Source organism: Pseudomonas sp. Irchel 3E19, from assembly GCF_900187585.1.
Lineage (GTDB): Bacteria > Pseudomonadota > Gammaproteobacteria > Pseudomonadales > Pseudomonadaceae > Aquipseudomonas > Aquipseudomonas baetica.
In genome coordinates, this window is the sequence record NZ_FYDT01000013.1 from 100,461 (window position 1) to 122,938 (window position 22,478).

Genomic DNA, 22,478 nt, shown 5'->3' on the forward strand with positions numbered 1-22,478 from the left:
GCAATCCGGGTGACAGGCGAACGTGACGCTTGCGCCGTGTATCAGGTACAATTCCCGGCTATTTTTCGGCGGGCCATGCCTGCAGCCTTTTTGAGTGTTGATCCGTGAGTGATTTGAGTCATATCCGCAATTTCTCCATCATCGCCCACATTGACCATGGCAAGTCGACGCTGGCCGATCGCTTCATCCAGATGTGCGGCGGCCTGGCCGAGCGTGAAATGGAAGCCCAGGTACTGGATTCCATGGATCTGGAGCGTGAACGCGGGATCACCATCAAGGCCCACAGCGTTACCCTCTATTACAAAGCCAAAGATGGCGTCACCTACCAGCTGAACTTCATTGACACCCCGGGGCACGTCGACTTCACCTACGAAGTCAGCCGTTCCCTGGCCGCGTGTGAAGGTGCCTTGCTGGTGGTCGATGCCGGTCAGGGCGTAGAAGCCCAGTCCGTGGCCAACTGCTACACCGCGATCGAGCAGGGCCTTGAGGTCATGCCGGTGCTGAACAAGATCGACCTGCCACAGGCTGATCCTGATCGCGTCAAAGACGAAATCGAGAAGATCATCGGTATCGACGCCACTGACGCCGTCACCTGCAGCGCCAAGACCGGCCTGGGTGTCGACGAGGTGCTCGAGCGTCTGGTAACGACCATTCCTGCGCCAACCGGCAACATCGAAGATCCGCTGCAAGCGTTGATCATCGACTCCTGGTTCGATAACTACCTGGGCGTTGTCTCCCTGGTGCGCGTGCGTCATGGCCGCGTTAAGAAGGGCGACAAGATCCTGGTCAAGTCCACCGGCAAGATCCACCTGGTCGACAGCGTCGGTGTATTCAACCCGAAACACACCGCCACCGCTGACCTCAAGGCCGGCGAAGTGGGCTTCATCATTGCCAGCATCAAGGACATTCACGGTGCGCCGGTCGGTGACACCCTGACCCTGAGCTCGACCCCGGATGTTCCGGTACTGCCGGGCTTCAAGCGCATTCAGCCACAGGTTTACGCCGGCCTGTTCCCGGTCAGCTCCGACGACTTCGAAGATTTTCGCGAAGCGCTGCAGAAGCTGACCCTGAACGACTCGTCGCTGCAGTACACCCCGGAAAGCTCCGACGCGCTGGGCTTCGGCTTCCGTTGCGGCTTCCTCGGCATGCTGCACATGGAAATCATCCAGGAGCGTCTCGAGCGCGAATACGACCTGGACCTGATCACCACGGCGCCGACCGTAATCTTCGAACTGGTGCTGAAAACCGGTGAAACGATTTACGTCGACAACCCGTCCAAGCTTCCGGATGTGTCGGCCGTCGAAGACATGCGCGAGCCAATCGTGCGCGCCAATATCCTCGTGCCGCAAGAACACCTGGGTAACGTCATCACCCTGTGCATCGAGAAGCGTGGCGTTCAAGTCGACATGCTGTTCCTCGGCAATCAGGTGCAAGTCACTTATGACCTGCCGATGAACGAAGTGGTCCTGGACTTCTTCGACCGCCTGAAATCCACCAGCCGCGGCTATGCTTCGCTGGACTACCATTTCGATCGTTACCAATCGGCTAATCTGGTGAAACTGGACGTGCTGATCAACGGCGACAAGGTCGATGCCCTGGCGTTGATCGTGCACCGTGACAACTCGCACTTCAAAGGTCGCCAATTGACCGAGAAGATGAAAGAACTGATTCCTCGTCAGATGTTCGACGTGGCCATCCAGGCCGCCATTGGCGGTCAGATCGTCGCACGGACAACCGTCAAGGCGCTCAGAAAGAACGTATTGGCCAAATGCTACGGCGGTGACGTCAGCCGTAAGAAGAAACTGCTCGAGAAGCAAAAGGCCGGTAAAAAACGCATGAAGCAGGTCGGCAACGTGGAAATTCCACAAGAAGCCTTCCTTGCAGTGCTCAGGTTGGATAGTTAGGTCCTATGTCACTAAATTTCCCGCTGTTGCTGGTCATCGCCGTGTTCGTCTGCGGCCTGTTGGCGTTGCTCGATCTGTTGATTCTTGCACCGCGTCGGCGTGCCGCCATTGCCTCTTATCAAGGCAGTGTCAGCCAGCCCGACGTCGTGGTGGTCGAGAAGCTGAACAAAGAGCCGCTGCTGGTCGAATACGGCAAGTCGTTCTTCCCGGTGTTGTTCATCGTACTGGTGCTGCGTTCGTTCCTGGTGGAGCCGTTCCAGATTCCGTCCGGCTCGATGAAACCGACCCTGGACGTCGGCGACTTCATTCTGGTGAACAAGTTTTCTTACGGGATCCGCCTGCCGGTGATCGACAAGAAAATCATCGAAGTCGGTGATCCGCAGCGCGGCGATGTGATGGTGTTCCGCTACCCGAGCGACCCGAACGTCAACTACATCAAGCGTGTCGTTGGCCTGCCGGGCGACACCATTCGTTATACCGCTGACAAGCGTCTGTTCGTCAATGGTGAGTCGATTGCCGAGCAACTGGTCGGCTCCGAGCCGGGCACGCTGGGCAGCGCAGAGCTCTACAAGGAAAAACTCGGCGCTGCCGAGCACCTGATCCGCAAGGAAATGAGCCGCTACCGCGCCACCCCGGACCATTCGTGGACCGTGCCGGCCGGGCACTACTTCATGATGGGCGACAACCGCGACAACTCGAACGACAGTCGCTACTGGGATGACCCGAACATTCCCAAGGATCTGCTGGGCATGGTTCCCGACCGGAATATCGTCGGCAAGGCCTTCGCGGTCTGGATGAGCTGGCCGGAACCGAAACTCAGTCACCTGCCGAATTTTTCGCGGGTTGGCCTGATCAAGTAATCACACACGGCGCTGTTGACCACAGCGCCGAATGCATTTCTGGAGTCGCTACAATCGACTTCAGGGCATGAAGCCACGATATTCAGGACGTAATTTTTGAACACAGCGTTAATTGTCCCAGGCCTGCGCCGTATCCCGGCGATGGCGGTGGAATCCAGCTTTGATATCAGCGTGGGTAAACCGTGAGCGCCTCATTAAGCCGTCTCGAGCGACAGCTCGGTTACACCTTCAAGGATCAGGAGCTGATGCTCCTGGCCCTCACGCACCGCAGTTTTGCCGGGCGCAACAATGAACGCCTGGAATTCCTCGGCGATGCCATCCTCAACTTCGTCGCTGGCGAGGCGCTGTTCGATCGCTTCCCGCTGGCCCGCGAAGGCCAGTTGTCGCGTTTGCGCGCACGTCTGGTGAAAGGTGAGACGCTGGCTGTACTGGCGCGCGGTTTTGACCTGGGTGATTACCTGCGTCTGGGTTCCGGTGAATTGAAAAGCGGCGGTTTCCGTCGCGAATCGATTCTGGCCGATGCCCTCGAAGCGTTGATCGGTGCGATCTACCTTGACGCCGGCATGGACGTCGCCCGCGAGCGCGTACTGGCCTGGCTGACCGGCGAGTTCGAAGGCCTGACGCTGGTCGACACCAACAAGGATCCCAAGACCCGCCTGCAGGAACACCTGCAATCGCGCGGTTGCGAACTGCCTCGTTACGAGGTCGTGGACATCCAGGGTGAGCCGCACTGCCGAACCTTCTTCGTCGAGTGCGAAGTTGTCTTACTGAATGAAAAAAGCCGAGGTCAAGGTGTGAGTCGTCGTATTGCCGAACAGGTAGCGGCCGCCGCAGCACTGATTGCCCTAGGCGTGGAGAATGGCAATGACTGATACAAACGCAACTCGCTGTGGCTACGTTGCCATCGTCGGCCGTCCCAACGTGGGCAAGTCCACGCTGCTGAACCACATCCTCGGCCAGAAGCTGGCGATCACCTCGCGCAAGCCGCAGACCACCCGTCACAACATGCTCGGGATCAAGACTGAAGGTGACGTGCAGGCGATCTACGTCGACACCCCCGGCATGCACAAAGGTGGCGAAAAAGCGCTCAACCGTTACATGAACAAGACCGCTTCGGCGGCGTTGAAAGACGTCGACGTGGTGATCTTCGTGGTCGATCGCACCAAGTGGACTGAAGAAGACCAGATGGTCCTGGAGCGCGTGCAGTACGTGACCGGCCCGCTGATCGTCGCGCTGAACAAGACCGACCGCATCGAAGACAAAGCCGAGCTGATGCCGCACCTGAGCTGGTTGCAGGAACAGCTACCGAACGCGCAGATCATCCCTATCTCCGCTCAGCACGGTCACAACCTTGATGCGCTGGAAAAGGTGATTGCCGATCACCTGCCGGAAAACGATCACTTCTTCCCGGAAGACCAGATCACCGACCGCAGCAGCCGTTTCCTCGCCGCCGAACTGGTGCGTGAGAAAATCATGCGTCAGATGGGCGCCGAGCTGCCGTACCAGATCACCGTCGAAATCGAAGAGTTCAAGCAGCAGGGCAAAACCCTGCACATCCACGCGCTGATCCTCGTCGAGCGTGACGGGCAGAAGAAAATCATCATTGGCGACAAGGGCGAGCGCATCAAGCGCATCGGTACCGAAGCGCGCAAGGACATGGAGCTGCTGTTCGACTCCAAGATCATGCTCAACCTGTGGGTCAAGGTGAAGGGCGGCTGGTCCGACGACGAGCGCGCACTGCGTTCGCTGGGTTACGGCGACTTGTAAATACCGGTTTTCCAGTACACCAGAACCCCCTGTGGGAGCGGGCTTGCTCGCGAATGCGGTGTAGCATTCAGCATTGATGTTGACTGTTACACCGCATTCGCGAGCAAGCCCGCTCCCACATTTGGTTTTGGGTTGTTTACAAAGCTGCGTTTCTTCATCGAGAACTCAATGTCGCAAACCCCACCTCCCGCCCAGCCCGCCTACGTTCTGCATTCTCGCGCCTACCGCGAAACCAGCGCGTTGGTCGATTTCCTAACGCCGCAAGGTCGGCTGCGGGCGGTGTTGCGCAGTGCGCGGGGCAAGGCCGGGACGCTGGCGCGACCGTTCGTACCGCTGGAAGTAGAGTTTCGTGGCAAGGGCGAGCTGAAGAATGTCGGGCGCATGGAAAGTGCCGGCAACGCGACCTGGATGGTTGGCGAGGCCCTGTTCAGTGGCCTCTACCTCAATGAGTTACTGATCCGCTTGCTGCCCGCCGAAGACCCGCATCCGGCGGTGTTTGATCATTACGCTGCGACCTTGCTGGCCCTGGCTGAAGGCCGTGCGCTGGAGCCGCTGTTGCGCTCGTTCGAATGGCGCCTGCTGGATGATCTCGGCTACGGCTTTTCCATGAACAGCGATATTCACGGCGAACCTGTCGCGCCGGACGGCCTCTATCGGCTGCAAGTCGATGCCGGGCTTGAGCGTGTCTACCTGCTGCAACCCGGCCTGTTCAATGGCGCCGAATTACTGGCCATGTCCGAAGCCGACTGGACCGCGCCCGGCGCACTGTCCGCCGCCAAGCGCTTGATGCGTCAGGCATTGGCGGTTCATTTGGGCGGTCGTCCTCTTGTCAGTCGCGAGCTGTTTCGCAAGCCCTGATCTCACGTATGCTGTGCGCCGAATCTTTTCCTTCAGGAGCGCGCACCCGTGACCACCAGCAATCGCATTCTTCTTGGCGTGAACATCGACCACGTCGCCACCCTGCGTCAGGCCCGTGGCACGCGCTACCCGGATCCGGTCAAGGCGGCGCTGGACGCGGAAGAGGCGGGCGCCGACGGCATCACCGTGCACCTGCGTGAAGACCGCCGACACATTCAGGAGCGCGACGTGCTGTTGCTCAAGGATGTGCTGCAAACCCGCATGAACTTCGAAATGGGCGTCACCGAAGAAATGATGGCGTTCGCCGAGCGCATCCGGCCGGCGCACATCTGCCTGGTTCCGGAAACCCGTCAGGAGCTGACCACTGAGGGCGGTCTGGACGTAGCGGGGCAGGAGGAACGGATCAGGGCTGCGGTTGAGCGTCTGTCGAAGATCGGCAGCGAAGTGTCGCTGTTCATCGACGCCGATGAGCGCCAGATTGCCGCTTCGAAGCGCGTCGGTGCGCCGGCCATCGAACTGCACACCGGGCGTTATGCCGACGCCGAAACACCGACTGAAGTTGCCGAAGAATTGAAGCGCGTGGCGGATGGTGTTGCGTTTGGTCTGGCCCAGGGCCTGATCGTCAATGCCGGCCATGGCCTGCACTACCACAACGTTGAGGCAGTGGCCGCGATCAAAGGCATCAACGAACTGAACATTGGCCATGCGCTGGTGGCGCATGCGTTGTTCGTGGGCTTCAAGTCCGCTGTGTCCGAGATGAAAGCGCTGATTCTGGCAGCTGCAAAACACTAAGCGGCAACACAGCCCCACCTGTGGGAGCGAGCCTGCTCGCGAAAGCGGTGTATCAGTCAAAGATGATGTCGACTGACACGACGCCTTCGCGAGCAGGCTCGCTCCCACATTTTTTTTGAGGTGTTTTTTAAAGCGGAGCAGGTTCCTGCGCGGGTTTCGACTTGTCGATGGCCGGAACATGCAGGTTGCCCTCGGCCACCTGATCGCCCTCGAGCTGCGGCTGGGTCACCCAGGTGAGAATGTCGTAGTAGCGACGAATGTTCGCCACAAAATGCACCGGCTCACCGCCCCGGGCGTAGCCGTAGCGGGTCTTGCTGTACCACTGCTTCTGCGACAGGCGCGGCAGGATTTTCTTCACGTCCAGCCACTTGTCCGGGTTCAACCCTTCCTTGGCGGTCAGTTTGCGCGCGTCGTCCAGATGGCCGCTGCCGACGTTATACGCGGCCAGAGCAAACCAGGTGCGGTCCGGTTCCTTGATTGAGTCGTCGAGCTGATCTTTCATGTAAGCCAGGTACTTGGCGCCGCCCATGATGCTCTGCTTCGGATCGAGGCGATTGGATACGCCCATTGCCTGCGCGGTGTTCTGGGTCAGCATCATCAAACCGCGCACACCGGTTTTCGAGGTGACCGTCGGTTGCCACAGCGATTCCTGATAACCGATGGCGGCGAGCAGACGCCAGTCGACTTTCTCTTTCTTGGCGTAATTCTTGAAGTGCTGTTCGTATTTGGGCAGACGCTGCTGCAAGTGCTGGGCGAAGGTGGTGGCGCCCATGTAGCCGAGGACGTCGACATGCCCGTAATAACGGTCTTTCAGGCGTTGCAGGGTGCCGTTCTTCTGCACCTTGTCCAGATAGCTGTTGATCTCGTTGAGCAGGCTGTTGTCTTCGCCCGGGCCCACCGCCCAGCTCTGGCTGCGCGCATCGCCGAGGTCGAAGGCCACGCGAATATTGGTGAAATACACCTGATTCATCGCCACTTCGTTGGAATCGACCAGGGTCAGGTCAATCTGGCCTTCATCGACCATACGCAGCAGATCGACGACTTCAACGGCGTCAGATTCCTCGTATTCGATGCCGGGATACTTCTTTTTCAGCTCAGCCAGTTGCTCGGCGTGGGTGCTGCCCTTGAGCACCATGATCTTCTTGCCGACCAGATCACCGGCGTCGGTCGGCCGCGACTGGCCGTTGCGATAGATGATCTGCGGCGTGACTTCGAGGTAGGAGTGGGAGAACCGCACTTGCTGCTTGCGCTGGTCGCTGCTGACCAGTCCTGCGGCAGCCAGCACCGGGCCGTTCGGCTTGCCGATCTGGTTGAAGAGATCGTCGATGTTGTCGGCGGTCTCGATTTTAAGCTCCACACCCAAATCGTCGGCAAAGCGCTTCACCAGCTCGTATTCGAAGCCGGTTTCACCGCTGCGATCCTGGAAGTAGGTGGCGGGGCTGTTTCGGGTAATCACCCGCAGCACGCCATCCTCCTTTACGCGCTCGAGTGTGTTGGGTTTATCAACACAGCCACCGAGCACCAGGAAGAGTCCGGTTGCGATCAGCCATTTGGCGTACCGCGGACGCAAAGCCGTTGGGAAAAACATTTGCGCAGTATACGCAAAGGACTGCGGGCGCCATATCTCGACAGTTAAGGGGTTGTCTGCTAGAGATCACAAAACCGACCGAAACCCCGCAGTAATGGGGCCGAAAGGCATTTTGTTACAGTAAAAAATAAGCCGCACTCAGATGCTGCATAAATTTGACTCTCGAGGCAGAAACACAGATCGACACCCGAGTGCAACCGTGCGTAGCGTTTCGGGTGATGTTGAGGTCGGTTTAGGCTAGAATGCACGGCCTCAAAGCACACCCCTTCCCGAGGCTGTCCCGAAGATGTTGATCCTGCGCGGCGCTCCTGCCCTTTCTGCCTTTCGCCACAGCAAACTCCTTGAGCAACTGAGCCAGAAGGTTCCGTCTGTCAGTGGCCTGTATGCTGAATTCGCTCACTTCGCCGAAGTCACCGGCGTCCTGACCGGCGACGAACAGCAGGTGCTTGCGCGCCTTCTGAAGTACGGTCCAAGTGTTCCGGTACAAGAGCCGACCGGCCGTCTGTTTCTGGTGTTGCCACGTTTCGGCACCATCTCGCCATGGTCGAGCAAGGCCAGCGACATCGCCCGCAACTGCGGTCTGAGCAAGATCCAGCGCCTGGAGCGCGGTATTGCGTTCTACGTGGCCGGTCAGTTCAGCGACGCCCAAGCCCAGCAGATTGCTGATGTATTGCATGACCGCATGACGCAAATCGTCCTCGGCAACCTTGAGCAGGCCGCCGGTCTGTTCAGCCACGCCGAGCCGAAGCCGCTGACGGCGATCGACATCCTCGGCGGCGGTCGCGCCGCGCTGGAAAAAGCCAACACCGAGCTGGGTCTGGCCTTGGCCGAAGACGAGATCGACTACCTGGTCGACGCCTTCAACGGTCTCAAGCGCAACCCGCACGACATCGAACTGATGATGTTCGCCCAGGCCAACTCCGAGCACTGCCGTCACAAGATCTTCAACGCCAGTTGGGATATTGATGGTGAGAACCAGGAAAAAAGCCTGTTCGGCATGATCAAGAACACCTACGTGATGCACAGCGAAGGCGTTCTGTCGGCTTATAAGGACAACGCTTCGGTGATCGTCGGCAACGTTGCCGGCCGTTTCTTCCCGAATCCTGAAACCCGCCAGTACGGCGCGGTGCAGGAGCCGGTGCACATCCTGATGAAGGTTGAAACCCACAACCACCCGACCGCAATTGCGCCGTTCCCGGGCGCGTCCACCGGTTCCGGTGGCGAGATCCGCGACGAAGGTGCAACCGGCCGTGGCGCCAAGCCAAAGGCTGGCCTGACGGGTTTCACCGTGTCCAACTTGCAGATTCCGGGCTTCGAACAGCCGTGGGAAGTGCCGTACGGCAAGCCTGAGCGCATCGTGACGGCGCTGGACATCATGATCGAAGGCCCGCTCGGCGGCGCCGCGTTCAACAACGAATTCGGTCGTCCGGCCCTGACGGGTTACTTCCGTACCTTCGAACAGTCGATCACCACCCCGCACGGTGACGAAGTTCGCGGTTACCACAAGCCGATCATGCTCGCTGGCGGCATGGGTAACATCCGCGAAGAACACGTCAAGAAAGGCGAAATCGTCGTTGGCTCCAAGCTGATCGTGCTTGGCGGCCCGGCGATGTTGATCGGTCTGGGCGGCGGCGCGGCTTCCTCCATGGCCACCGGCACCAGCTCGGCGGATCTGGACTTCGCTTCGGTTCAGCGTGAAAACCCTGAAATGGAACGTCGCTGCCAGGAAGTCATCGACCGTTGCTGGCAACTGGGTGACAAAAACCCGATCAGCTTCATCCACGACGTCGGCGCGGGCGGTCTGTCCAACGCCTTCCCGGAACTGGTCAACGACGGCGAGCGCGGTGGCCGTTTCGAACTGCGCAACATTCCTAACGACGAGCCGGGCATGGCCCCGCACGAAATCTGGTCCAACGAATCCCAGGAGCGTTATGTTCTGGCCGTCGGCCCTGAAGACTTCGCGCGCTTCCAGGCGATCTGCGAACGTGAGCGTTGCCCGTTTGCCGTCGTTGGTGAAGCCACCGCCGAGCCGCAACTGACCGTGACCGATAGCCACTTCGGCAACAACCCGGTGGACATGCCACTGGAAGTGTTGCTGGGCAAGGCGCCGCGCATGCACCGTTCGGTGGTGCGTGAAGCCGAGCTGGGCGATGACTTCGATCCGTCGAACCTCGACATCAGCGAAAGCATCGAACGCGTTCTGCATCACCCGGCCGTGGCGAGCAAGAGCTTCCTGATCACCATCGGCGACCGCACCGTCACCGGCCTCGTGGCCCGTGACCAAATGGTCGGCCCATGGCAGGTTCCGGTGGCTGACGTTGCCGTTACCGCCACCAGTTTCGACGTCTACACCGGTGAAGCGATGGCGATGGGCGAGCGTACTCCGCTGGCACTGCTGGACGCCCCGGCGTCGGGCCGCATGGCCATCGGCGAAACCCTGACCAACATTGCCGCTTCGCGCATCAACAAGCTCTCCGACATCAAACTGTCGGCGAACTGGATGTCCGCCGCTGGCCACCCGGGTGAAGACGCGCGTCTGTACGACACCGTGAAAGCGGTCGGCATGGAACTGTGCCCTGAGCTGGGTATCACCATTCCGGTGGGCAAGGACTCGATGTCCATGGCCACCCGCTGGAACGATAACGGCGAAGAAAAAACCGTGACCTCGCCGATGTCGTTGATCGTGACCGGTTTCGCGCCAGTGGCTGACATCCGTCAGACCCTGACTCCGGAACTGCGCATGGACAAGGGCACCACCGACCTGATCCTGATCGACCTCGGTCGCGGCCAGAACCGCATGGGCGCTTCGATCCTCGCTCAGGTGCACGGCAAGCTCGGCTCGCAAGCGCCGGACGTCGATGATGCTGAAGATCTCAAAGCCTTCTTCGCCGTGATCCAGGGCCTCAACGCCGACGGTCACCTGCTGGCTTACCACGACCGTTCCGACGGTGGTCTGCTGACCTCCGTGGTGGAAATGGCCTTCGCCGGTCATTGCGGTCTGAGCCTGAACCTCGACGGTCTGGCTGAAACGTCGGCCGACATCGCCGCGATCCTGTTCAACGAAGAACTGGGCGCCGTGATCCAGGTTCGTCAGGACGCCACGCCGGACATCCTCGCGCAGTTCAGCGCTGCCGGTCTGGGCGATTGCGTGTCGGTGATCGGTCAGCCAATCAACAACGGCCAGATCAACATCACCTTCAACGGTGACACTGTGTTCGAAGGCCAGCGTCGTTTGCTGCAGCGTATCTGGGCTGAGACCAGCTACCAGATCCAGCGTCTGCGCGACAACGCCGACTGCGCCGAACAAGAGTTCGACGTGCTGCTGGAAGAAGACAACCCGGGCCTGAGCGTCAAGCTCAGCTACGACGTCAACCAGGACGTCTCTGCGCCTTACATCAAGAAAGGCATTCGCCCACAGGTTGCCGTGCTGCGTGAGCAGGGCGTCAACGGTCAGGTGGAAATGGCGGCAGCGTTCGACCGCGCCGGTTTCAACGCGATCGACGTGCACATGAGCGACATTCTGGCCGGCCGTGTCGACCTGAACGAGTTCAAAGGTCTGGTGGCGTGCGGCGGTTTCTCCTACGGCGACGTACTGGGTGCCGGTGAAGGCTGGGCCAAGTCGGCACTGTTCAACAGCCGCGCCCGCGATGCGTTCCAGGGCTTCTTCGAACGTAACGACAGCTTCACCCTCGGCGTGTGCAACGGTTGCCAGATGATGTCCAACCTGCACGAGCTGATCCCGGGCAGCGAGTTCTGGCCGCACTTCGTGCGCAACCGCTCCGAGCAGTTCGAAGCGCGCGTGGCGATGGTTCAGGTTCAGGAGTCGAACTCGATCTTCCTGCAGGGCATGGCCGGTTCGCGTATGCCGATCGCCATCGCTCACGGTGAAGGTCACGCCGAATTCTCCAGCGAAGAAGCGCTGCTGGAAGCGGATCTGTCGGGTTGTGTTGCGATGCGTTTCGTCGACAACCATGGCAAGGTCACCGAGCGTTATCCGGCCAACCCGAACGGTTCGCCGCGCGGGATTACCGGTCTCACCAGCCGTGATGGCCGTGTGACGATCATGATGCCGCACCCGGAGCGTGTGTTCCGTGCAGTGCAGAACTCGTGGCGTTCGGAAGACTGGAACGAGGACGCACCTTGGATGCGTATGTTCCGTAACGCTCGCGTCTGGGTGAACTAAGGCCTGTGTACAAGCTGGCGTTTTTTGTTCCTGACAGTCATGTCGAGGTGGTCAAAGGGGCTGTGTTCGCTGCCGGTGGTGGGCGGATCGGTGACTATAACCACTGTGCGTGGCAGGTGCTTGGTTTGGGTCAGTTTCGGCCTTTGGACGGGAGTCAGCCGTTTATTGGTGAGGCAGGGCAGGTCGAGCAGGTTGAGGAATGGAAGGTTGAGCTTGTTGTTGCGGATGAGTTGATTGTTGCTGTTGTGGCGGCGTTGAAGCTCAGTCATCCGTACGAGACGCCGGCTTATGAGGTGTGGCGGCTGGAAGATTTTTGATCTTCCTTGCTGCTGAAACAGGAAACCCGCAGATCAGTGATTGTCTGCGGGTTTTTTGTTGCCTGCGATCTGCTTTTCTGTAGGAGTGAGCCTGCTCGCGATGGCGCCCTGACAGGCGACCATGCTCTGTCTGATTGAGAGAATATCCATTTCTTCGAGTGCTGCGGCTGGCGGTTTCGCCCTTACGGCGACTCACTTTTTTACAAGCGCCTAAAAAAGTAAGCAAAAAACGCTTGCCCCAACGTTCGGCCCGCTCGCTGGGGCTCGGGGTACCTTCGTTCCGGGACTCATCCGGGCGCATCGCCTCCGGTTTGCTTCGCTGCACCTCCTCTCGATGTGTTTGGCTTCGCCAAACGGTCGCTGCGCTCCCACCCCCGGATGAATCCCTCCGCTCAGCCTGCCGACGGGGCGTGTGGATCAAGATCAAGAGCTGCAGCCGAGCTAACGCTCATCCTGTTGAGTGGTGAGGAGCAGGAGCGAGTAGGTGGCGCTGCTTTGCTTTTCTGTGGGAGCTGGCTTGCCAGCGATGGCGGCCCGGCAGCTGACCAGTTTCTGAGGTTGTAGCTATCCCCTGTAGGAGCTGCCGAAGGCTGCGATCTTTTGATTTTGCTTTTGATGTTGAAACGTCAAAGTCAAAAGATCGCAGCCTTCGGCAGCTCCTACACGGGGTGTATTTCAATTCGGCATGTTTAGTTGTGTGTGGAAAAGACAGAGGATTCCCACAAGGTTTTCAGGTTGTCCGTCGGACGTCCGGGCTCTAGTCTTTGGGTGTCACCGCAAATCGGTGATCGGGTGTGAGAATCCGGTAAGAGGTTTTAATCAAGCGTCAGTAGCACCATAATCGCCGCCAGCTCATCTGCTGCCGGCAATGTTCTATGGCGGCTGTGTGCGGACGGACTTCGGTTCGGCCGGGTTGATCTCTTACCCGCACATGGCTGCCACCTCTTCGTCGCGTGAGAAACGACCAGTGATGGCTTCAATCATTTGATTAGAGATCATTGCAATGACTAAACCCGTCCCCGACCCACCCGAAACAAAAACCCCACTCGAAGAAGCCCTCCGCACCGAAGAGCAGGCCCGAAACCGTGAAGCCATCAAGCGCGCCCTCGACTTCTACTTGTGCCCCGAACCCGCAAAGCCCCGCCGACCGAGCACCATGTTCATGGTCTGCCCCCAGGCCGACACCGAAAGCCTGCTCGCTCACGCGGTTGAGTCATTGGCCAGCGCAAGCGCCGCCGCCAGCAACTTCGCCAATGAGCTAAGCGGTTTTCAGCGCAGCACGGTATTAGGCATCCAGCAAATCGTCATGCTCGCCGAACTGGCAGTGAGTAGGGCGCTGGATCGGGTCGACCCGCAAAACTGACGACCGTGTCACCGTTCATCGCCAGCAGGCTGGCTCCCACAGTTGAAACGCATTCCCCTGTGGGAGCTGGCTTGCCAGCGATGAGGCATTAACAGGCGTCAGACGAGTTTCAGAGCGCAATCAAACCGGGGAATTTTCCTACCACTCTTTCAGGTTGTCCCTCGGAAGTTGCATCCATACCTTGATCTGTCTCTGGCAAACAGCGAGCAGGGCAACCAGTTGCATCGCTTTAGCCATCGACATGACTCTGAGGTTCAAAAATGGAATTGCTACCCGTAGTCACTCCCCGCATCAACACGAATACTGCCTTGGGGAAGGCATTGGTTTCGATGTTCAAATCAGTCGAAGCAGAATTGACGCAGGAAAATGCCGATCCGGGGGCAGTCAAAATCATCGTCTTTGGTGGTTGCGCCGTACATCTCTACACAAATCATCGTATTTCCATGGATGTCGATGCGGAGATTTATGAAGCTTGCCTTCCGCCAGGGTTCGACCTTCAAGCGCTTCTTGCTCAAGTTCCGGAGCCTTTTATCGACGAACGCTCCGCTCGAGTGATGGAGCTGAACTACGACCTTCAGTACAACACAAGTTTTGGCCCGATCCATGAAGACTACTGGGCGCGAAGTATTCCCATGATTGAGTTTCCGGAGACGTCCCCGCTCCAGATTCATATTGCTGCTCCGGTTGATATTGCAATTACGAAACTTGGCAGGGCTACCGATCACGACGTTGCGGACATCAAGGCGCTTCTTAGGGCCGGTTTCATTCTGGCGAGTGATTTCCGGTGTCTGGCATTACAAGCAATTGATGTATATGTTGGCAACAAAGAGCAACCTGCCTCAGTGCTCACCAATATCTTGCAGGACTACCTGGAGGAACCAGATGTCCAACTCTCTTGATGATCATGTCCTCTCTTCGGCATTGGATACGTTGGTCAGAAGACCGCTGGATCAAGCCGATGGGACAGCGCTGGTCAATGCAGCCAAAGAGGTCTGGTATTCAAAATCCGATCTTGAGAGTGAGGTATCAACATTTCTCAAGTTTCACAGCGATGAAGTCGAGCTGCGCCGAGCGGCTTATCTGCTGGAGCGATTTACGCGTTTCGCATGTGTATCGGATAGCCGCGTGTTGGAAACGCTCCATGCACTCGAGCTTTTCAACGCCAAAACACCCAAGCAACACGTCGTTTCTCAACCAGCTGTTTTATTACGCAATCGCCGCGACGAGTTGGCGGTTGCTTGGGGTTTGACGGAAAGTCTGGGTTTGAAGATTCAGGCGCTCATGCCGTACCAGACTCGGCATTACGAGGCGGAACAGCGCGCAAGAATGTCCTGAACTTGAGCTGCATGAAAAAAACCGGCCAACGCCGGGTTTTTTGTATCAGTTGTTTCGAGTAGAGCCTGATGTAAAGGCTCAGACCTTGGCGCTGACTTCGCTACGATTGACCAGCGCCTCAAGCGCTCCACTCAAACTCGCAGCCTTATCCCCCACCAGCAAATGCCAAACGCCACCTTCCAGCTGGCTGACACCCTGACAACCCAGCTCTTTCAACTGAGCCTCGGACAACGCCTTGCCATCCGCCAGCAGCAGCCGAATCCGGCTCATCGCAATGCAATCCAGTTGCAGCACATTGCCGCCGCCGCCCAGTGCATTCAGCCATTTCTGTGCCTCGGCGCCCGCTACCATCACGGCTTTTGGCTCCTCGACCACTGCAACAGATTCGGCAATAACAGCACGGCCCAACGCCGGCATCGCCAGGCGAATTTCATCAGCAATGCTGTCGGCCAGCGGTCCGACCACCACCTGCAAACTCCCACCTTTACCCGGACGCACAACCGCCATCGCACCCAGCGCTTTCAGTTCGGCATCCGAGGCCTTGTTACGATCAACCATCTCCAGTCGCAATCGCGTGGTGCAAGCGCCAACAGTCAGCAGGTTTTCAGCGCCGCCCAATGCTTTGATGTAGGCACTGGCGCGCTCGTTTTCAGTCAGTACGGCTTTCTCACTGACAGCGACATCTTCTCGGCCGGGTGTCTTCAGGTTGAATCGACGGATGCAGAAATCAAACACGGCGTAATAGACGACTGCGTAAGCCAGGCCGACAGGAAACACCATCCAACCGTTAGTGGATTTGCCCCAGCCGAGAATCATGTCGATAAAGCCGCCAGAAAACGTAAAGCCCAGATGGATGTTCAGCGCATTGGTGATCGCCATCGACAACCCGGTCAGCAACGCATGCAGCAGGTAAAGCAGCGGCGCGAGGAACATGAAGGCGAATTCAATCGGCTCGGTCACGCCCGTCAGGAATGAAGTCAGGGCCATCGACAGGAAGATCCCGCCCATCACCTTGCGCCGTTCCGGCAGGGCGTTGCGGTACATCGCCAGGCATGCGGCGGGCAGGCCGAAGATCATCATCGGGAACATGCCGGTCATGAACTGGCCGCCTTTCGGATCGCCAGCGAAGTAGCGCGACAGGTCGCCGGTGACCAAGGCGCCGGTAGTCGGATCAGTGAAGTTGCCGAACACGAACCACGCCATGTTGTTGAGGATGTGGTGCAGGCCGGTGACGATCAGCAGGCGGTTGAACACGCCAAAGACAAAGGCGCCGAGGCTGCCGCTTTCCATCATCAGGGTGCCGAAGCTGTTGATACCGTGCTGAATCGGCGGCCAGATGTAGCCGAACACCACGCCCAGGCCGACTGCGGCGAACCCGGTGACAATCGGTACAAACCGCCGGCCACCGAAGAACGCCAGATACTCGGGCAGTTTGATGTCCTTGAAGCGGTTGTACAGCGCGCCGGCCATCAGGCCGCTGACGATCCCGGCGAGCATGCCCATGTTGATGCTCGCATCGAGCACTTTAAGGGTGGAGATCATCACCAGATAACCGATCACCCCGGCCAGGCCGGCGGTGCCGTTATTGTCCTTGGCGAAACCGACGGCGATGCCGATGGCGAAGATCATTGCCAGGTTGGCGAAGATCACTTGCCCGGCATCGTGGATGATCGCGATGTTCAGCAGGTCGGTGTCACCCAGACGCAGCAGCAGACCGGCAATCGGCAGGATCGCGATCGGCAGCATCAGCGCACGGCCGAGGCGTTGCAGGCCTTCGATGAAGAGTTGGTACATGGCGGTTCTCCTTCTTGTTGTTATTAGCGCAGAGGCCAGTGTTGATGACAGGCGTGACGCACCGCCGCAGCGCTGCTCAGCTTGAGCAGGTCGCGGGCGAGGCGTTGGCATTCGGCTTCGTGCAACTGGCGCACGCGATCCTTGATTTCACCGATCTGCACCGGGCTCACCGACAGTTCGGTGACGCCGAGGCCGATCAACACCGGTGTTGCCAGCGGATCGGACGCCAACGCACCGCAGACCCCGACCCAACGCTTGTGCAGCGCCGCGCCTTCGCAGGTCATGGCGATCAGGCGCAATAGCGCCGGGTGCAAGGCGTCGACCCGTGCGGCGAGGCCGGCGTGGTCGCGATCCATGGCCAGGGTGTATTGGGAGAGATCGTTGGTGCCGATGGACAGGAAGTCTGCATGTTCGGCCAGTTGTTCGGCTTGCAACGCGGCGGCCGGGACTTCGATCATCACGCCGATTTCCGGGCGCTGAGTGATACCGATTTCATTGCACAACGCATCGACGCGCTGACGAATGTGCAGCAGTTCGTCGACCTCGGTGACCATCGGCAACAGGATCCGGCAACGCTGCAACGGGCTGACTTGCAGCAGCGCGCGCAATTGTTGATCAAGAATTTCCGGGCGGGCCTGGGCCAGGCGAATACCGCGCAAGCCGAGTACCGGGTTGGCTTCGGCGGGCAGCGGCAGATAGTCGAGTTGCTTGTCGCCGCCGACGTCGATGGTACGGATGATCACCGACTTGTCGCCCATGGCATCGAGCACGGCTTGGTAGGCGGCGCGCTGTTCTTCGACGTCTGGCGCGGTCTGGCGATCAACGAAGAGGAATTCGGTGCGCAGCAGACCGACACCGTCGGCGCCGTTGGCAAAGGCGTCCGTCGCTTCAGCGCTGGAAGCGACATTGGCGACCACTTCGATGGCCACACCGTTTCGTGTTTCCGCCGGCAGATGCGCCTTGGCCTGTTGGGCGTTGCGGCGTTGTTGGCGGTCGATTTGTGCTTGTTCGACTTCGGCCAGGCGTTCGGCATTTGGCGTCAGTTCCAGGCGACCATTATCGGCGTCGAGCACCACTGCTTGGCCTTGCGGCTGATCAAGCAATGCCGAGCCCAAAGCAACCATGCACGGCAGGCCCTTGCCCCGCGCCAGAATCGCCACGTGTGAAGTCGCGCCGCCCTCAGCCATGCACAACCCGGCGACGCCTTGCGCGCTGAGTTGCAACAGATCCGACGGGGTCAGTTCATGCGCGGCGACGATGGCACCGGCCGGCACGTCGTAATGCCAGGCTTCGCCGAGCAGGGCGCGCAGTACGCGTTGTTTGAGGTCGCGCAGATCGTTGGCGCGTTCGGCCAGCAGCGTGCTGCCGGTTTGCTGGAGCACTTCGCACTGGACATCAATCGACTGACTCCAGGCGTGAGTCGCGGCAGCGCCTTGTTCGATGGATTGTTGTGCGGCGTCGAGCAGGGCGGGGTCTTCGAGCAGCGCCACGTGTGCAGCGAAGATCGCTTCTTCGTCGGTGTTTTTGTGCTTTTTCGCCTGAGCGAGGGTGCCGTCGATTTCGCTGCGCACCTGATTCAACGCGGCTTCAAGTTTTTCCAGTTGCTCAAGCGAATCATGATTGCCCGCATCCGCCGGCAAGTTGATTGCGTTCAAGCGAAACAGCGGCCCGCCGACCAACCCCGGCGCAGCGCCAACGCCATGCAGTACACCCGCCTCGGCCGGGCGCGTGCGCGGTGCCGCGCTGACCGGGGCGCTAGCGTGATGATCGTCGGGCAACGCGGTGGCCAATGCGCAGAGCAACGCTTGCAGCGCGGCTTCGGCGTCCGGTCCCTGGCAGCTGACTTGCACTTCATCCTGCTCGCCGATTGCCAGCGCCATCAACCCGATCAGGCTGTTGCACGGCGCCGATTTTCCAGCGAAGTGCAGCTGCGACTGGCTTTTGAAACCTTGCGCCGTCTGACGAATCAATGCGGCGGGGCGCGCATGCAAACCGCCTCGATGCGCAACCAGCACATGACCGTTAACCTCAGGCCCGGCGATTTCTTCTGCATTCGCCGCAGAAGCGTTGCGCGCCACAATGTGCAACAACGGCTCGCCGACTTTCACCGGTTTCAGGGTGATTGGTCGCACCTGAAAATCCTCGCTGTTGGTCAGGATCAACAGGCTGACCAGGCTTTTGCACTGCTGGCCGACCTTGTCCAGGTCATAGCGCAACAGCGGCTGCCCCTTGCTGACTCGCGTACCTTCCTTGACCAGCATCGAGAAGCCTTCGCCGTTCAGCTCAACGGTGTCGAGGCCCAGGTGCAGAAGGATTTCTGCGCCATTGTCGGCGCGCACGGTGAGGGCGTGGCCGGTGCGGGCGACGTGAATGATCACCCCGGCGCATGGCGAATACAGGGTGTCGTTGAGTGGATCGATAGCAATGCCATCGCCCATCGCACCGCTGGCGAACACCGCGTCCGGGACTTTGGCGAGCGTGAGCACCGGGCCGCTGAGCGGGGCGCTGAGGGTCAGCTCTTTATTGTTGTTGTGCATGGCTCGGTCTCATCAGTAGTTCGGAATGTCGCGATTCCACGGTGTTGCTGAATGCCTGCATCGCGATCTCACGGTTTCGCTGAGCCCTGTAGGAGCTGCCGAAGGCTGCGATCTGTTGATCTTGATCCATAAAAACCAGATCAAAAGATCGCAGCCTTCGGCAGCTCCTACAGGGGGATTCGTCGTCCGTTTTGGTTATCAGTGCGTACGCGTCACTTTGCTCAGGTGGCGCGGTTGATCTGGGTCCATGCCTCGGGCCACGGCCAGGCCTGCAGCCATCACGTAGAAGCTCTGGATCGCCAGAATCGGATCGAGGGCCGGGTGCTCGGCGCGGCTCAGGGTCAGATCGCGTTCGCTCACATCGTCCGGTGCGGCCAGCAAGACGCGGGCGCCGCGTTGACGCATTTCCGCCGCCAGACTCAACAGGCCGGCCTGTTCGGCGCCGCGTGGTGCGAAGACCAGCAGCGGATAGTGTTCGTCGATCAACGCCATCGGGCCGTGACGGACTTCGGCGCTGCTGAAGGCTTCCGCCTGGATCGCCGAGGTTTCCTTGAACTTCAACGCCGCTTCCTGAGCGATGGCAAAACCGGCGCCACGGCCGATGACCATCAAGCGTTCGCAATCGCGCAGGGCCTCAATGGCCGCGCTCCAGTCCTGTTGCGCTGCTGCACGCAAGCCTTCGGGCAGGGCGTTGTGCGCCTCGAGCAATTCGTTGTCCTCTTTCCAGTGCGCGATCAAGCGTGCGCTGGCGCTGAGGGTGGCGATGAAACTCTTGGTCGCGGCGACGCTGCTTTCGGTGCCGGCGAGCAGCGGCACGCTGAATTCACACGCGGCTTCCAGGGGCGAATCTGCGGCGTTAACCATGGAAACGCTCAGCGCCCCGCGCTTGCGCAGCAGGCGCAGACTGTTGACCAGATCCGGGCTCTGACCCGACTGCGAGAAGGCAAAAGCGACCTGACCGCTGACCTTCAACGGCGCCTGCTGCATGGTCACCACCGACATCGGCAACGACGCTACCGGCACGCCCAGTTGCTGCATGGTCAGGTAGGCGAAGTAGCTCGCCGCGTGATCAGAGCTGCCACGGGCCACAGTCATCGCCACTTGCGGCGGCTGACGGCGCAGGCGCCCGGCGATCTCGATCAGTTGCGGGTCGAGTTGTTGCAGTTGGGCCTGCACGGCCTCGAACGAGGACAGCGCCTCTTCAAGCATTTTTGAAGTCAATGTCTTCTCCTTCGACCATGACGGCGGTCAGTGTGAGTGAGCGGTCGAGCCGCACGCAGTCGGCCCAGGCGCCGGGTTCAAGGCGCCCGCGTTCGGTGATGCCGAGGTAGTCGGCGGGGAATTGCGAAAGACGTTGCGAAGCCTCGGCAATCGGCAAACCGATCTTCACCAGATTGCGCAGGGCCTGATCCATGGTCAGCGTGCTGCCGGCCAGCGTGCCGTCGGGCAGGCGCACGCCGCCCAGGCATTTGGTCACGGTGTGGCTGCCGAGCTTGTATTCACCGTCGGGCATGCCGGCGGCAGCGGTCGAATCGGTGACGCAATACAGGCACGGGATCGAGCGCAGAGCCACGCGGATGGCGCCGGGGTGGACGTGGAGCAAGTCCGGAATCAGCTCGGCGTACTTGGCGTGGGCCAGTGCCGCGCCGACGATGCCCGGTTCGCGGTGATGCAGCGGGCTCATGGCGTTATAGAGATGGGTGAAGCTGGTAGCGCCGGCGTCGAGGGCGGCGACGCCTTCTTCGTAACTGCCGAGGGTGTGGCCGATCTGCATGCGGATACCGCGGCTGCTGAGTTCACGGATCAAAGCGTCGTGGCCGGCGATTTCCGGGGCGATGGTGATCACCCGGATCGGCGCCAGCGCCAGATATTCTTCGACTTCGGCCATCAGCGCGGTGTGGGCGAAGTTCGGTTGCGCGCCGAGTTTGCCGGGGTTGATGTAGGGGCCTTCGAGGTGCACGCCGAGGACCCGGGCGCTGTTGGCCGGGCGCTGTTCGCAGAACATGCCGACTGCCTTGAGTACGCTGGAAATCTCGGCACTCGGCGCGGTCATGGTGGTGGCCAGCAGCGAGGTGGTGCCGAAACGCACGTGGGTCTTGGTGATGGTCTCGAAAGCGCTGGCGCCTTCCATGATGTCCTTACCGCCACCGCCATGAACGTGCAGGTCGATGAAGCCTGGCAGCAGATACGGCAGATCGTTGTCTGCCGGATCGCAAGGCACGCCTTCGATCGACACGACTTTGCCGTGTTCGTGAATCAGCCGGCCGCGAACCCAGCCCTGAGCGGTGAGGATGTTGTCTTCAGACATTTCGGTTCTCGCTGTTTGACGTCTGCGCCCGGTTAGCGGCGCAGCTCTGCAACAAAGTCGTAGTAGTCGTTGCGGCAATAGGTGTCGGTGACTTCGATCGGCGTGTTGTCTTCCAGATAGCCGACCCGGGTCATCAGCAGCATGGCGGTGCCGGGGGCGATGCCGACCAGCGCGGCGAACTCGTCCGAGGCGTTGATCGCCTGGATGTGCTGCAAGGCGCGGACGATCGGTTTGCCGATGCCGTCGAGGTATTCGTAGAGCGAATCGCCCACCGCTTGCGGCTTGGGCATGATCGAGGCGGGCAGGGTGCTCATCTCGATGGCCATCACCGTGTCGTCGGCTTTGCGCAGGCGTTTCATGCGCGCGACCTTGTCGTTTGGTGACAGGCTCAGGCGAATCAGCTCTTCGTGAGTCGGCAGGGTGATTTCGCGCTCCAGCCATTGCGAACTGGGCACGAAGCCCTTGAGGCGCAGCATTTCGCTGAAGCCGGAGAGGCGTGAGAGGGGTTGTTCCAGGCGTGGCGTGATGAAGGTGCCGGAACCTTGCAGGCGACGGATCAGGCCTTGATCGAGAAGGACTTCCAGTGCTTTGCGTGCGGTGACTCGGGAAATGCCCAACTGTTCGCTGAGGTTGCGCTCGGACGGCATCGCCTGTTCGGCTTTCCACTGCCCGGCATGAATCGCTGCTTCCAGGTTGCGCGCCAGTTGCAGGTACAGCGGCGTCGGCTGGGAGTCGTCTGGGCGTAGGACGTTGAAGTCATTCATGTCGGTCATTTCCGGCGCGAGTATTGGATTGTTGTGGCTCGCTTGTGGGGCGGAAATTAATACCACTTGAATACCATGTCAACGTAGGGGAATGGCCGTTGGCCTAAT

17 protein-coding genes are annotated in these 22,478 nt (G+C 59.8%); 11 read left to right on the forward strand and 6 right to left on the reverse strand.

What is annotated here, in order from left to right; genetic code table 11:
* Nucleotides 1-104: 104 nt before the first annotated feature.
* From lepA to pdxJ, 6 genes are all read left to right on the forward strand, one after another.
* Nucleotides 105-1,904 carry a translation elongation factor 4 gene (gene lepA / locus CKW18_RS11100; protein WP_095188835.1) on the forward strand — a complete coding sequence of 600 codons (1,800 nt, stop codon included), beginning with the start codon at nt 105-107 and terminating at the stop codon, nt 1,902-1,904.
* A 5-nt stretch (nt 1,905-1,909) separates the two neighbouring features.
* Complete coding sequence (gene lepB / locus CKW18_RS11105) at nt 1,910-2,764, forward strand: signal peptidase I (RefSeq protein ID WP_095188836.1); 855 nt, start codon at nt 1,910-1,912, stop codon at nt 2,762-2,764.
* A 182-nt stretch (nt 2,765-2,946) separates the two neighbouring features.
* Nucleotides 2,947-3,636, forward strand: coding sequence for a ribonuclease III (gene rnc / locus CKW18_RS11110; RefSeq protein WP_095188837.1), 690 nt, complete (start codon nt 2,947-2,949; stop codon nt 3,634-3,636).
* Nucleotides 3,629-4,531: a GTPase Era gene (gene era, locus CKW18_RS11115; protein ID WP_003221935.1), complete on the forward strand. Its 903-nt coding sequence runs from the start codon at nt 3,629-3,631 to the stop codon at nt 4,529-4,531. The genes rnc and era overlap by 8 nt, the downstream gene beginning before the upstream one ends.
* Nucleotides 4,532-4,699: 168 nt before the next feature.
* Nucleotides 4,700-5,389, forward strand: coding sequence for a DNA repair protein RecO (recO, locus tag CKW18_RS11120; RefSeq protein WP_095188838.1), 690 nt, complete (start codon nt 4,700-4,702; stop codon nt 5,387-5,389).
* Nucleotides 5,390-5,437: 48 nt separating this feature from the next.
* Nucleotides 5,438-6,181, forward strand: coding sequence for a pyridoxine 5'-phosphate synthase (gene pdxJ, locus CKW18_RS11125; protein ID WP_064382428.1), 744 nt, complete (start codon nt 5,438-5,440; stop codon nt 6,179-6,181).
* Nucleotides 6,182-6,308: 127 nt separating this feature from the next.
* Here the strand turns inward: pdxJ and mltF are convergent, their stop codons facing one another.
* Nucleotides 6,309-7,769, reverse strand: coding sequence for a membrane-bound lytic murein transglycosylase MltF (gene mltF, locus CKW18_RS11135; RefSeq protein ID WP_095188839.1), 1,461 nt, complete (start codon nt 7,767-7,769; stop codon nt 6,309-6,311).
* Nucleotides 7,770-8,055: 286 nt separating this feature from the next.
* Here mltF and purL point away from each other — a divergent pair, with 286 nt between their 5' ends.
* From purL to CKW18_RS11160, 5 genes are all read left to right on the forward strand, one after another.
* A complete protein-coding gene (purL, locus tag CKW18_RS11140; RefSeq protein WP_095188840.1) occupies nt 8,056-11,952 on the forward strand; it encodes a phosphoribosylformylglycinamidine synthase in 3,897 nt (1,298 codons plus the stop codon).
* 5 nt (nt 11,953-11,957) lie between these two features.
* Nucleotides 11,958-12,269, forward strand: coding sequence for a YqfO family protein (locus CKW18_RS11145; RefSeq protein ID WP_095188841.1), 312 nt, complete (start codon nt 11,958-11,960; stop codon nt 12,267-12,269).
* A 1,003-nt stretch (nt 12,270-13,272) separates the two neighbouring features.
* Nucleotides 13,273-13,632, forward strand: coding sequence for a DUF6124 family protein (locus CKW18_RS11150; RefSeq protein ID WP_095188842.1), 360 nt, complete (start codon nt 13,273-13,275; stop codon nt 13,630-13,632).
* A gap of 260 nt (nt 13,633-13,892) precedes the next feature.
* Nucleotides 13,893-14,531, forward strand: a complete 639-nt coding sequence (locus tag CKW18_RS11155) for a DUF6036 family nucleotidyltransferase (protein ID WP_170947237.1) — start codon at nt 13,893-13,895, stop codon at nt 14,529-14,531.
* Nucleotides 14,515-14,967, forward strand: a complete 453-nt coding sequence (locus CKW18_RS11160) for a hypothetical protein (protein WP_095188843.1) — start codon at nt 14,515-14,517, stop codon at nt 14,965-14,967. The genes CKW18_RS11155 and CKW18_RS11160 overlap by 17 nt, the downstream gene beginning before the upstream one ends.
* Before the next feature lie 78 nt (nt 14,968-15,045).
* Here the strand turns inward: CKW18_RS11160 and nagE are convergent, their stop codons facing one another.
* From nagE to CKW18_RS11185, 5 genes are all read right to left on the reverse strand, one after another.
* The gene (gene nagE / locus CKW18_RS11165; protein ID WP_095188844.1) at nt 15,046-16,761 is read right to left on the reverse strand and encodes an N-acetylglucosamine-specific PTS transporter subunit IIBC; all 1,716 of its coding nucleotides are present in this window, start codon (nt 16,759-16,761) and stop codon (nt 15,046-15,048) included.
* 23 nt (nt 16,762-16,784) lie between these two features.
* Entirely contained in the window at nt 16,785-19,298 is a 2,514-nt protein-coding gene (gene ptsP, locus CKW18_RS11170; protein ID WP_095188845.1) for a phosphoenolpyruvate--protein phosphotransferase, read from the reverse strand.
* A gap of 198 nt (nt 19,299-19,496) precedes the next feature.
* The gene (locus CKW18_RS11175; protein WP_095188846.1) at nt 19,497-20,519 is read right to left on the reverse strand and encodes an SIS domain-containing protein; all 1,023 of its coding nucleotides are present in this window, start codon (nt 20,517-20,519) and stop codon (nt 19,497-19,499) included.
* A complete protein-coding gene (gene nagA / locus CKW18_RS11180; RefSeq protein WP_095188847.1) occupies nt 20,500-21,606 on the reverse strand; it encodes an N-acetylglucosamine-6-phosphate deacetylase in 1,107 nt (368 codons plus the stop codon). Before nagA ends, CKW18_RS11175 begins: the two co-directional genes overlap by 20 nt.
* Before the next feature lie 32 nt (nt 21,607-21,638).
* Entirely contained in the window at nt 21,639-22,370 is a 732-nt protein-coding gene (locus tag CKW18_RS11185) for a GntR family transcriptional regulator (protein WP_095188848.1), read from the reverse strand.
* Nucleotides 22,371-22,478: the final 108 nt, after the last annotated feature.

Bases quoted from the DNA above. Each gene is read 5' to 3' on its own strand.
- lepB (WP_095188836.1), top strand. From the start codon at position 1,910: ATGTCACTAAATTTCCCGCTGTTGCTGGTCATCGCCGTGTTCGTCTGC.
- era (WP_003221935.1), top strand. From the start codon at position 3,629: ATGACTGATACAAACGCAACTCGCTGTGGCTACGTTGCCATCGTCGGC.
- recO (WP_095188838.1), top strand. From the start codon at position 4,700: ATGTCGCAAACCCCACCTCCCGCCCAGCCCGCCTACGTTCTGCATTCT.
- mltF (WP_095188839.1), bottom strand. From the start codon at position 7,769: ATGTTTTTCCCAACGGCTTTGCGTCCGCGGTACGCCAAATGGCTGATC.
- purL (WP_095188840.1), top strand. From the start codon at position 8,056: ATGTTGATCCTGCGCGGCGCTCCTGCCCTTTCTGCCTTTCGCCACAGC.
- CKW18_RS11150 (WP_095188842.1), top strand. From the start codon at position 13,273: ATGACTAAACCCGTCCCCGACCCACCCGAAACAAAAACCCCACTCGAA.
- CKW18_RS11155 (WP_170947237.1), top strand. From the start codon at position 13,893: ATGGAATTGCTACCCGTAGTCACTCCCCGCATCAACACGAATACTGCC.
- CKW18_RS11160 (WP_095188843.1), top strand. From the start codon at position 14,515: ATGTCCAACTCTCTTGATGATCATGTCCTCTCTTCGGCATTGGATACG.
- nagE (WP_095188844.1), bottom strand. From the start codon at position 16,761: ATGTACCAACTCTTCATCGAAGGCCTGCAACGCCTCGGCCGTGCGCTG.
- ptsP (WP_095188845.1), bottom strand. From the start codon at position 19,298: ATGCACAACAACAATAAAGAGCTGACCCTCAGCGCCCCGCTCAGCGGC.
- nagA (WP_095188847.1), bottom strand. From the start codon at position 21,606: ATGTCTGAAGACAACATCCTCACCGCTCAGGGCTGGGTTCGCGGCCGG.
- CKW18_RS11185 (WP_095188848.1), bottom strand. From the start codon at position 22,370: ATGAATGACTTCAACGTCCTACGCCCAGACGACTCCCAGCCGACGCCG.